This window comes from uncultured Desulfovibrio sp., assembly GCF_944327235.1.
GTDB lineage: Bacteria > Desulfobacterota > Desulfovibrionia > Desulfovibrionales > Desulfovibrionaceae > Desulfovibrio.
Genome location: NZ_CALVHE010000078.1, coordinates 1 through 11,260, shown reverse-complemented (window position 1 = coordinate 11,260; position 11,260 = coordinate 1). Strand labels below are relative to the sequence as shown.

Here is an 11,260-nt window from a genome sequence, read left to right as displayed (position 1 = left end):
TCGTCACGGCGCTCTCTCTGTACTTGTCAAACTCTCGCCCCGTCCGTCCGCTTTCCGCTTCCGTCCGGCGCGAGAAGCGTTTATGGACTCTTTCCCGACAAAGGTCAAGAAGTTTTTTCGAGTTTTTCAAAAAAAATGCGCCCCCGCCAAAAAGCGGGGGCCGTTTCTCGCTCGCATCAGGCTGGGGCCATGCTCAGAAACCGTTTTCCGTCGTTTCCTGATGTGGCTGGATCTGCTTCTGAAAATGCCGCCCGTCCCACTGGTAGCTGACATCATGCGACAGCGGCACATGCACCATGCCCGAGGCATTCCAGAAGATGGGCCTCGCCACGAGCCCGCCCCGCCCCAGACAGATGCTCACCGAAGGGTTGATATCCTTCGGCAGCACGGCGTCCTTGGCGAAAAACTCCCGTACGCCAGGCTCCTGCGGCGTATCCACCGGGATCGTCCGCCCATCCCTGTCCATACGCCAGAGCTCGACGGTACACATCTCACCGCCCAGTGTGCCGATGGCCGCCAGCACGGAACCGTCCTGTTCGTTGCGGAACAGGCGCACGGCCACCCCGCTATCCCGGAACGGCAACGCCGTAAAGACGATGACATCGTCTGTTTCCCCGGCCAGTTCCCAGAAGTCCGTCTTGCCGTTGACGAGCAGTTCCTGCTTCTGGCTTTCGTCCAGCCCTTCCGCTGTCGTCTCGAATATGCCGGTGGGCAGTGTGGCGAAAAAGTGCCGCGCCGTCAGCCGTTCCGTCTGGTAGGCCGAGGCCGCGCTGGCGGCATTGGAAGGCGTAGGGGCCGGGGTGGGGGCCGGACTGACATTTTGCGGCAGGGCCGGAGCCGGTGCCCCATTGGATTTCTTATGCGCCGAGGACGCGGTCGGCGTCTCCGGCGTAGCGCCCGCAGCGGGTGGCGTCGCCTGCGTGGCGGCAGCCGCCGACGGAGAAGGCTGCTGCGGGCTCTGGACAGCCTCGGGCATACGTACGATGATCGGCTTGCCCGCGCCCTCGTCCGTCTGTTCCGGCGCTGCGGCCAGGACCGACGAGGCGTTTCCGCTCCCCAAACACACGGACAGTATGGCAACTACGGCAAGAGCATGACGCATAAGACCCCCTCGTTGAACGCTGCCGCCCACGGACACGACCTCCGCTCACGGCGTAAAAAAATTTATACCGCCTTTGACCGCGTTTGTCCATGCTCCGGGGCGCGGGGACATACGGCGTCCGTGGCCGAGCGGCGAAACGACCGGACGAACAGGTAGACGCGCGGTCCGTCGTTTTCGGTGTGCCCTTCCGGCGCGCCCTCGCGCAAGAGCGTTTTGCCCTTGCCAAAGCCAAAACGCGAGGCGACGGCACGATGTCGTCCGGGCAAACCAAACGGGAAACCACGTTCTCCCGCGAACGACAGACCGTTTCAAAAAGACCGGCAGGATCGCCCTCCCTCCCCCCACTTCCACAGCGGACGGCTTGCCAAGGGAGGAGGCGCTGCTTACATAGTCGATATGAAACACTCGCACTGCATACATATCGAACATGCCCGGCAGCACAATCTGCGGGACATCAGTCTGGATATCCCCCGCGATGAGCTGGTGGTGATCTGTGGCCCTTCGGGGTCAGGCAAGTCCACACTGGCCTTTGACATCGTCTATGCCGAGGGGCAGCGCCGCTATGTGGAATCCCTCTCGGCCTATGCCCGGCAGTTCCTGCCGCAGATGGACAAGCCGGACGTGGAAAAGATCGAAGGGCTTTCCCCGGCCATTTCCCTTGAACAGCAGAGCACGTCCCGCAACCCGCGTTCCACCGTGGGCACGGTGACGGAGATCTACGACTTCCTGCGCGTCTTCTACGCCCGGCTGGGGCGCATGTACTGCCCGCGCTGCGGTCGCCCCATCGAGGCAAGGGCGGCGGACGAGATCATAGCCGACATCCTGCGCCTGCCCGAAGGTACCCGCTTCATGGTGCTCGCGCCATTGGTGGAACTGCAGAAAGGGACGCAGCAGGACAAACTCAAGAAGCTCAAGGCCGAAGGCTTTGCCCGCGTGCGTGTGGACGGTGCATTCCATACGCTGGACGACGTGCCTCCGCTGGACAAGAACCGCAAGCACAGCCTCGATCTTGTGGTGGATCGTCTGGTCTGCAAGGAAGGCATCCGGGGACGACTGGCCGATTCCGTGGAGCTGGCCCTGCGCTACGGCGAGGGGCGGCTCGTGCTGCACCTGCCCGATGCCCCCGAAGACCAGCGGGACAGCATCCACTCCACCACCTCCGTCTGCCCGACCTGCCGCATCTCCCTGCCCGCGCCGAGCCCGCAGCTCTTTTCCTTCAACAGTCCTCAGGGTGCCTGCCCGCGCTGCGTGGGGCTGGGCACGGTGGACTACTTCGAGCCGCGCCTCATCGCGCCCAATCGCGGGCTTTCCCTCAAGGGCGGAGCGCTGCTCCCCTGGGCCGTGGAAAAGCATTTCGCCCGTTATGCTCCCGCCCTGACGGCGCTGGGCAAGCGGCAGGGCTTCACGCTGGACAGCCCGCTGGAGACCTTCTCCGACGCGGCCCTTGCGACGCTCTTCTACGGCGAGGACGAACAAGGACGGCCCGCGACCGCCGGGTCCGGCCTGCGCCGCAACTGGATGGGCGGCAGCGTGGCCCTCGGCGCCACGGGCGATTACCAGAGCGAACACTTTGCCGGACTGCAGGGGCAGGCCGATCTTCCGGTCAGCGAACAGCGCTGGCCCGGCGTCATCCCGCTGTTGGAAAAGGGGATGCAGTACGGCGACGCCTGGCGGGAGATGCTGGCCCGGTTCCGGCAGTCGGCCGACTGCCCCGATTGCGGCGGCAGGCGGCTCAATGCGGACGCTCTCTCCGTAAGGGTGGACGACCTGAACATAGCCCAATTCTGCGCCCTTTCCGTGGAACGGGCGCTGGAATGGCTGGAAGCGCGCACCTTTGACGGCCGTCATGCGCTCATTGCCGAACCGCTCATGAAGGAACTGCGCCACCGCCTTTCCTTCATGCGCAACGTGGGACTGGAATATCTTTCGTTGGGGCGGTCCATGTCCACCCTGTCCGGGGGCGAGGCCCAGCGCATCCGTCTGGCCTCCCAGCTCGGTTCGGGGCTGGTGGGCGTCACCTATGTGCTGGACGAGCCCTCCATCGGCCTGCATCCCCGCGACAATGAACGGCTGCTGGGCACCCTGCGCTCTCTCCAGCGGCGCGGCAACACCGTGCTGGTGGTGGAACACGACGAGGCGACCATCTGCGCGGCGGATACGGTCATCGAGTTGGGGCCGGGGTCCGGCGTCCACGGCGGCGAACTCATGTTCCAGGGCAGCGTGCCGGAACTGCTGAAGGCGGACACGCTCACGGCCCGCTATCTGCGGGGAGACGCCGCCATCAGCCTGCCCGACGAGCGCCGCGAGCCGCGCGGCTGGCTGACCCTGCACAAGGTCACGACCAACAATCTGCGCGGCATCGACTGCCGCATCCCGCTGGGCGTGCTGACCTGCGTCACCGGCGTGTCGGGTTCGGGCAAGAGTTCGCTGGTGGTGGACACTCTCTACAAGCATCTGGCCATCATGCTGGGGCAGCGTGTGGATCAACCCGGCAGCATCGGCGGCCTGAGCTTCAGCGAAGACGCCCAGCCCATCGAGCGCATCGTGGCCATCGACCAGACGCCCATCGGACGCACACCGCGTTCCAATCCGGCCACCTACACCAAGGTCTTTGACGAGATACGCAACATCTTCGCCATGACGCCGGACGCCCGCAAACGCGGCTACAAGCCGGGACGCTTCAGCTTCAACGTCAAGGGCGGCCGCTGCGAAGCCTGCGGCGGGGACGGTCAGATCCGGGTGGAGATGCACTTCCTGCCCGACGTCTACGTCACCTGCGACATCTGCAAGGGACGGCGCTACAACCACGAGACGCTGGACGTACGTTACAAGGGACTCAATATTGCCGAAGTGCTCGACCTGCCGGTCAGCCAGGCGCGGCAGTTCTTTGAAAACTACCCGGTGCTGGAACGCCGTCTGGCCGTGCTGGAAGATGTGGGACTGGACTATCTGCGTCTGGGACAGCCCGCCACCACCCTGTCCGGCGGCGAGGCCCAACGCATCAAGATCTCGCGCGAACTGGGCAAGCGCTCCTTGCCGGGCACCATCTACATCCTGGACGAGCCTACCACCGGCCTGCACATGCACGAGGTGGGCAAGCTCATCAGCGTGCTGCATACCCTCGTGGACAAGGGGGCCAGCGTCGTCGTCATCGAACACAACACGGACATGATCCTGGCCGCCGACCATGTGCTGGACATGGGACCGGGCGGCGGGGAAAACGGCGGGACCATCGTCTCGCAGGGGACGCCGGAAGCCATCGTGGCCGATCCCAACTCCGTGACCGGGCGCTTTCTCATGCAGGAGCGCCGCGACCGCCTGCGGCGGCGCGGAGGTTAGAGGACGGCAAGGGATTTGCTTTTGTTGGGGGGAAGGGGAACCCCTCCGCCGGCGCGAGAGGGGTTCCCCTTCCCCCCACGCCCCCCATCCCCTCCCCAGCGCGCTTTTATCAGAGAAAAACAGGGACGTGGGGCGAACCGCCCTCAGAGCAGACGGGACATGTACGGCAAATTCGCTGTATCTGCTGAAATAGAGCAATTCCACATTGAAAATGTGGATTGCTCTGGTAGTCGCGGGAGCGACTACCCGCAACCGAACACACGGAAAAACCACGCTTTTTCCGTAGTGTGAGGGCAGCGTCAGCATTGAGATTGGACACGATCTCAATGCGGATCCGCTCTAAAGACAGCTACAGGAAAGGGGGCTTTCGCCCCCCTCTTTTTTTCCTGTTTTCCTGCCGTCACCTATGTCGGTCGTCCTGTCCCGCCTGGGGGGACAGGTTGCGCTGCGGGCGGATCTTCGCCGTTGACGACGGCCCCGACGAATATCCCCAGATAGGTCATGGCCAGCGCCAGCCACCATATGCGATAAAAGTCGTGTCCGAAGATGCCGTTGACCAGCCAGCCCATGTAGCCCACCCAGAACCAGCCCGCCAGCGTCCAGTAGAGACGGCCGCCATCCTCGCGCTGCCGGAGCGTGAGCTGCCGCCGGATGCGGACATAGCCCCACCAGGCGAAACCCGCCAGAAAGGCCATGCCCAGCAGGAAGCCGAAGATGCCGTGCGCGTAGAGGATATCCAGATAAAGGTTATGGGGATGACTGATGGTGATGGCGTCTCTGGCCGGAGCGAGGCCCAGTTCCCGAAAGGCCGCATTGTACTGCCCCGCGCCCGCGCCGAAAAAGGGATGCTCGCAAAAGACCTTCCAGCCCAGTTCCCAGAGGCTCCAGCGACCGTCATTGGCCACGGCGTCGGGATCGAGACGCGACGCCTGCAGGAGCGCATACCCCAGCATGACACACGCCCCCCCCGCCAGAGGGAGGAGGTTCGGCCTCCGCTGTCTGGTCAACAGCCACCAGAAGACGAAGGCCGCGGCCACGGCCAGTATGCCGCTGCGGCTGCTGGCCCCTTGCAGCAAGAAGAAGGCCGGCGTCAGCAGGACGGCGCAAACGGCGAGGCTTTTGGCCGGTCCGGCATGGCGGCGCAGTATGTACCAGCCGCCCAGCGCCGGGATGATGGCCAGCGCGATGTAGTTGCCGACGGAATAATCCCCCAGACTACCGGTGAGGCGTCCGCTGTTGAGCGGATAGCCCATGATGAAGTCAAAGCCTGTGCAGGCCTGCCAGATGCCGTCCAGCCCTTCCCAGAAGCAGGCCACGACGCAGGCCGCCACGAGCCGCCGCAGATCCCTGCCGTCCCGGACGCATTCCATGCCGATGATGGGCAGGATGAATCCCTTGTTGAGGCCCGTGCCCGCATGGAGCAGCGAGGAAAGCATATCCTCGGAGAACAGTACGCCCAGTGCGATCATGGCCCACAGACAGTAGAACAGCGGACGCAGCGTCAAACGCCGCCAGACGGAACGCGACCAGGCGTGCCGATAATAGCAGCAGAGGAATACGGCGCACAGGGGCGGCAGCACCTCGCGCGCCCCGTAACCGATGGGGAAGCTCGCCAGCGACAGCCAGAAGGTCCAGAAAAGGGCGGCATACCAGAATGCGGCGCGGTCGTCGCGCCACAGCGTGCGCGGACAAGACCGCGGCAGGAGATCGTAAAGCATATTCCACATAAAGCACTCGTGGGGGCTACGCTAGCCGACACGCCCGCCGAATTCAAGCCCGTGACCGGCGTCCGGCGTCTGGACAGTTCCCTCCCTGCTGTGTACAACCCTTGAAGGGCGATCCGCAGCGATTTCCCCGCATTCCCACATTTTTTGCTTTTCTTGAGGAACAGATATGGCTCGTTTTGGCGGATTTGATGAAGTGTTCAGTGCCTTGTATGTGGATTTCGACAATATCTACACCCGATTTCTTGAAGCGGATCCGGAAGCGGCCCGCGCCTTCGGCAGTACCCCTTATCGCTGGGTACGCTGGCTGGAGAACCATGCCTTGCGTATCCTTTACGGCGACGGCGTGCGGCGGCGCATCCTCAAACGCATGTGCTACCTCAATCCGCAGCGCTATCAGGAGTTCCGGCATCAGTTCACCCGCAGCGCCTTCCAGGTGGTGGACTGCCCTCCGCTGACCTCGCGCGGCAAGACCAGTACCGACATCCATCTGGTCATGGACTGTATGGATGACCTCTCCCACCCCACCAAGTTCGACGAATTCATCATCCTTTCCGGCGACGCCGATTTCACGCCCCTGCTCATCCGCCTGCAGGAACATGCCCGCCGGACGCTGGTGCTCTCCGTAGGTTACTCCTCCCCCGCCTATACGGCGGCGGCTTCCTGGCGCATCCGTGAGGACTGGTTCGTGCAGCAGGCCCTCAAGGACGAACGGGACGATGCGGACGGCGAGAACAACGGCCGCCTGACCGCCCCGACGGCAACGCCGCCGCTGGAAGACAAGGAGCCCCATCCCGGCAACTCGTGGTAAGAGCTTGACGCATCCGCCCCCCGCAGCTACATACGAAGAACTTTTTGCGGCACGGCCGCAGGCTGCGGTCTCCGCCCCGCCGGGCGGGCGTTGCGGAAACGCGCCGTGCGTATGCGCCCGGTCTTTTGTGGAAGGCCGGGCAGACATGTATTTCATCATTTCTTGGAGGATGCACAATGCTGCGCAAACTTGCTCTGGCCCTGCTGGCCCTGACCCTCTGGTGCAGCCCCGCGGCTGCCGAAACCTACATCGTCGCCGGCGACTGCACCTGGCCGCCCATGGAGACCCTCGACAAGGACAAGACCCCCATCGGCTACTCCTTCGACTACATCCGCGCCGTGGCTGAAGCCGCCGGTTTCGAGGTGGAGATCCGCAACATCGCCTGGGATGGCATCTTTGCCGGCGTGGCCGCGGGCAACTACGATATCGTGGCCTCCTCCACCACCATCACCCCCGAACGCCAGAAGGCTTTCGACTTCTCCGATCCCTATTATGAAGTGCGTCAGGCCGTGATCATGCCGGCCGGCAAGTCCATCGCCAAGCTCGAAGACCTCAAGGGCAAGAGCGTGGGCGGCCAGATCGGCACCACCGGCATCTTCGTCATGCAGAAGGCCAATGTGGGCGCCACCATCCGCGAATATGACGACGTGGGCCTGGCCATCCAGGACATGGTGGCCGGCCGCATCGACGCCGTCATCTGTGATGACCCGGTGGCCATGTACTACATGAACAAGAAGGCCGAATACGCCAAGAAGCTCAGCATCCCGCTGATCACCGACGATGCCGAATACTACGGCTTCACCGTCAAGAAGGGCCGCAAGGACCTGGTGGAAAAGCTCAACAAGGGCATCAAGATCGTGCGCGAGAACGGCACCGAGGCCAAGCTCAAGGAAAAGTGGATGGGCGCCGCCAACTAGGGCCCGCATATGGTGCGGGGGCCGCGTGCCCCCGCACGCTGACGTCTTACCCAGGCAGGAAAACCGGCAATGCAGGACAAGATCGAAGGCCAGAGCAAGGGCAACATCGTCATGGTGACTGAAGAGAACGCCATGCCCGACAGCCGCGACGGCCAGAGCAAGAATACCATCATCATGGTCACCGAGGGCCCGTCCATTCCCGATCCTCGCGAATGGCGCATCGTCAACGCCTGGTCCATCGCGCTGGCCGGCGCCGTCATCACGCTCTGCTGTCTGGCGTGGTTCAAACCGGAACCGTACCGCGAGATCCTCACCTTTGTCCCTGACGGGCTTGCCGCCACCTTCCAGGTGACCCTCCTCTCCATCTGCTGCGCCGTGCCGCTGGGCCTGTTGACAGGCCTTGGCCGCATCTCCCGCAACAGGCTCATCAACCTCGTGGCGTCCACCTATGTGGAAGTCATCCGCGGCATCCCGCTGCTGGTACAGATCTTTTATTTCTATTATGCCCTTTCCGGCCTCCTGCAGCTGAGCCGCACGGCCGCGGCCGTCATTTCCATCAGCTTCTGCTACGGCGCCTACATGGGCGAAGTGTTCCGCGCGGGCATCCTGGCCATTTCCAAAGGGCAGACCGAAGCCGCCCGCTCGCTGGGCTTCAATCGCTTCCAGACCATGTTCTACGTCATCCTGCCGCAGGCCTGGCGCACCATCCTGCCGCCCATCGGCAACGAATGCATCGCCATGCTCAAGGACACGGCGCTGGTTTCCGTGGTGTCCATGCCCGACCTCATGCAGCGGGCGCGCAGCTTCGCCAACAACAGCTATCTGTATTTTGAAACCTACACGGTCGTTGCCCTCATTTACCTGATCATCACGCTGCTGCTCTCCAAGGTTGTCAGCATAATGGAATCCCGCCTGAACTACTATGATGGAAAACGCTAACCCCAACTCGATCATCAGCATCAGGAACATCTGGAAGTATTTCGGCAAGAACGTCGCCCTTCAGGATGTGAGCCTCGACATTGCCGCAGGTGAGCGCGTCGTGGTCATCGGCCCCTCCGGTTCCGGCAAGTCCACGCTGCTGCGCTCCATCAACCGTCTGGAGGAGATCGACCGCGGTCATATCCTCGTGCAGGGGAAGGACATCACCGACCACCACAACGACATCAACGTGATGCGCCGCAACCTCGGCATGGTCTTCCAGCAGTTCAATCTCTTCCCGCACAAGACCGTGCTGCAAAACGTCACCCTTGCGCCCATCAAGCTGCTCAAGCTCTCCCGCAAGAAGGCCGAGGATCGCGCCTTTGCCTTGCTCAAGCGCGTGGGCATCAGCGACAAGGCCAACGTCTATCCGGCCCAGCTCTCCGGCGGACAGCAGCAGCGCGTGGCCATTGCCCGCGCTCTGGCCATGCAACCGGCCATCATGCTCTTTGACGAGCCCACCTCCGCTCTGGACCCGGAAATGGTCGGTGAAGTGCTGGACGTCATGGTCAATCTGGCCGAGGACGGCATGACCATGGTCTGCGTCACCCATGAAATGGGCTTTGCCCGCACGGTCGCTGACCGCATTATCTTCATGGATCAGGGCCAGATCCTGGAAATGGGCGCGCCGGACAGGATCTTCACCGCGCCCCGGCATCCCCGACTGCGTCAGTTCCTGAACCAGATCCTCTGATGGCCCGCATCGCCGTAGCCGTCAGCGGTGGCGTGGACAGCCTCTGCGCTCTCTGCCGCCTCCGGGAACAGGGGCATGAGCTGCTGGCGCTGCATGGACTGTTCCTCCCATCCGCCAACGTCGAAACGACCGCCGACGGTTTGCCGCCGTCCGGCGGTCTTTCCCTTTCCGCGGATACGGACGCACCGCGCCTCTGGCATGTCCCCACCACAACAAACGAGGCACGTCCCCCCCTTGCGCCGGATCTGCCCGCGAGTCCGGCCGACGCCGGACCGGCAGCCCTCTCGCCCGCGCTGCCCGGTCTGCGAGAGGCCTGCCGACATCTGGGTGTCCCCCTGTATCTGCTGGACGCTCGCGACCGCTTTTCCCGGGCGGTCATCCAGCCCTTTGTCCGGGCCTACGCTCTGGGCCAGACCCCCAATCCCTGCGCTCTCTGCAATGCGTCCGTCAAATTCGGCGTCCTGCTCGACGCCGCTCGACAGCTTTCCGCCGCAACGCTGGCCACGGGACATTATGCCCGCTGCGCCGTCCACCCGGCTTCCGGGCAAAAGCTGCTCGTTCCCGCAACGGACGTCGCCAAGGATCAAGCCTACTTCCTTGCCCTTGTCTCGTCAGGCGCCCTACAGCACGCCCTTTTCCCCCTTGCCGGTCTGACCAAGCAGGACTGCCGGGCTGCCGTCTCCGCCACCGGACTGGACATCCCTCTGCCCGGCGAAAGCCAGGAGATATGTTTCATCCCCTCCGGGGAGGACGCTTACCGCGATTTTCTTCAGCGTCGCTGGGCTGCGGACGGCATCCCACCGCCTCCCGGCGGACCTGTCCTCCTGCGCTCGCCGGAAGGAGAACGCCCCATAGCCCGGCATGACGGGCTCTGGCGCTATACGGAAGGCCAGCGCCGCGGGCTCGGCATCGCCCATAGCGAGCCGCTCTATGTGCTCGGCAAGGACCTGCCCCGTCAGGCCCTGCTGGTGGGCGGCCGGTCGCAGCTTGTCATGCGTGGTTGCCATACCCAAACGGCCAACTTCTTTCTCCCGCCAGCGGCAATCCGCTCCCTGTTCGATACCCCCTTGCTCGTCCGACTGCGCTATCGCCAGCGTCCTGTCCCTGCCTCCGTGCAGCTGCTGCCCGACAACGACCTGTGCATCCGTCTCGACGACGCGCAAGCCCCCCACTTTCCCAGCGCGCCCGGGCAGATCGCCGCTGTCTATGACGCTGCAGGATACCTGCTTGCCGGAGCCGTCATCCGCGAGATCTTTTGACAGCGTAGGATGAACGAAGAACGAGGGGGAGAGGGAAACCGTTTTGGAAAACGGTTTCCCTCTCCCCCCCGCGCTCCCCCTCTCCTTTCCCCAAACTTTTACTTGGATCACTGCCGGACAACGAGACTCGGCGGAATGTTGCTCGCCTGCCACGTCCCCCGGTAACATGAAAAAAAACAGGCCGGACAGCGAAAACTGTCCGGCCTCGTGTGTACAGGGTTTGGCTGGCTTGTGCTCGGGCGACGCCTCGCGAGGACATGACGCCCTGTGTCTGGACATGCAAAGTTTTTGGGGGGATGGGGGGTGTGGGGGGAAGGTGACCCTTTGTCCACAAAGGGGCCCTTACCCCCATAAAAAAATAAGGGTCATGACTAGCAGAGAGGATTCTCTCTGAGCATCTTGAGGAGGAGTTTGTAGATATCCTCATGACGGTGAT

Annotated in this window: 8 protein-coding genes; 6 read left to right on the top strand and 2 right to left on the bottom strand. The window is 63.4% G+C overall.

Annotated elements, in window-relative coordinates:
* Window positions 1-193 precede the first annotated feature (193 nt).
* On the bottom strand, window positions 194-1,102 hold the full coding sequence (locus Q0K00_RS09710; RefSeq protein ID WP_297229002.1) for a hypothetical protein: 909 nt from the start codon (window positions 1,100-1,102) through the stop codon (window positions 194-196).
* A gap of 396 nt (window positions 1,103-1,498) precedes the next feature.
* Here Q0K00_RS09710 and uvrA point away from each other — a divergent pair, with 396 nt between their 5' ends.
* On the top strand, window positions 1,499-4,441 hold the full coding sequence (gene uvrA, locus Q0K00_RS09705) for an excinuclease ABC subunit UvrA (protein ID WP_297229000.1): 2,943 nt from the start codon (window positions 1,499-1,501) through the stop codon (window positions 4,439-4,441).
* Between the two features lie 404 nt (window positions 4,442-4,845).
* On the opposite strand, the gene Q0K00_RS09700 is transcribed toward uvrA, so the two are convergent.
* A complete protein-coding gene (locus tag Q0K00_RS09700; protein WP_297228998.1) occupies window positions 4,846-6,168 on the bottom strand; it encodes an O-antigen ligase in 1,323 nt (440 codons plus the stop codon).
* A gap of 166 nt (window positions 6,169-6,334) precedes the next feature.
* Here Q0K00_RS09700 and Q0K00_RS09695 point away from each other — a divergent pair, with 166 nt between their 5' ends.
* The 5 genes from Q0K00_RS09695 to Q0K00_RS09675 all read left to right on the top strand — a co-directional run bounded on the left by Q0K00_RS09695 (window position 6,335) and on the right by Q0K00_RS09675 (window position 10,824).
* Complete coding sequence (locus tag Q0K00_RS09695; RefSeq protein WP_297228997.1) at window positions 6,335-6,976, top strand: NYN domain-containing protein; 642 nt, start codon at window positions 6,335-6,337, stop codon at window positions 6,974-6,976.
* Window positions 6,977-7,152: 176 nt separating this feature from the next.
* Window positions 7,153-7,893, top strand: coding sequence for a basic amino acid ABC transporter substrate-binding protein (locus Q0K00_RS09690; protein WP_297228995.1), 741 nt, complete (start codon window positions 7,153-7,155; stop codon window positions 7,891-7,893).
* A 132-nt stretch (window positions 7,894-8,025) separates the two neighbouring features.
* Window positions 8,026-8,832 carry an amino acid ABC transporter permease gene (locus Q0K00_RS09685; protein ID WP_297229004.1) on the top strand — a complete coding sequence of 269 codons (807 nt, stop codon included), beginning with the start codon at window positions 8,026-8,028 and terminating at the stop codon, window positions 8,830-8,832.
* The gene (locus Q0K00_RS09680) at window positions 8,816-9,565 is read left to right on the top strand and encodes an amino acid ABC transporter ATP-binding protein (RefSeq protein ID WP_297228993.1); all 750 of its coding nucleotides are present in this window, start codon (window positions 8,816-8,818) and stop codon (window positions 9,563-9,565) included. The genes Q0K00_RS09685 and Q0K00_RS09680 overlap by 17 nt, the downstream gene beginning before the upstream one ends.
* Window positions 9,565-10,824: a tRNA-specific 2-thiouridylase gene (locus tag Q0K00_RS09675; protein ID WP_297228992.1), complete on the top strand. Its 1,260-nt coding sequence runs from the start codon at window positions 9,565-9,567 to the stop codon at window positions 10,822-10,824. The genes Q0K00_RS09680 and Q0K00_RS09675 overlap by 1 nt, the downstream gene beginning before the upstream one ends.
* Window positions 10,825-11,260: the final 436 nt, after the last annotated feature.

What these genes read in the sequence shown, in the direction of transcription:
- Q0K00_RS09675 (WP_297228992.1), top strand. Translation starts at nt 9,565, where the DNA reads ATGGCCCGCATCGCCGTAGCCGTCAGCGGTGGCGTGGACAGCCTCTGC.
- Q0K00_RS09710 (WP_297229002.1), bottom strand. Translation starts at nt 1,102, where the DNA reads ATGCGTCATGCTCTTGCCGTAGTTGCCATACTGTCCGTGTGTTTGGGG.
- uvrA (WP_297229000.1), top strand. Translation starts at nt 1,499, where the DNA reads ATGAAACACTCGCACTGCATACATATCGAACATGCCCGGCAGCACAAT.
- Q0K00_RS09695 (WP_297228997.1), top strand. Translation starts at nt 6,335, where the DNA reads ATGGCTCGTTTTGGCGGATTTGATGAAGTGTTCAGTGCCTTGTATGTG.
- Q0K00_RS09690 (WP_297228995.1), top strand. Translation starts at nt 7,153, where the DNA reads ATGCTGCGCAAACTTGCTCTGGCCCTGCTGGCCCTGACCCTCTGGTGC.
- Q0K00_RS09680 (WP_297228993.1), top strand. Translation starts at nt 8,816, where the DNA reads ATGATGGAAAACGCTAACCCCAACTCGATCATCAGCATCAGGAACATC.
- Q0K00_RS09700 (WP_297228998.1), bottom strand. Translation starts at nt 6,168, where the DNA reads ATGTGGAATATGCTTTACGATCTCCTGCCGCGGTCTTGTCCGCGCACG.
- Q0K00_RS09685 (WP_297229004.1), top strand. Translation starts at nt 8,026, where the DNA reads ATGCCCGACAGCCGCGACGGCCAGAGCAAGAATACCATCATCATGGTC.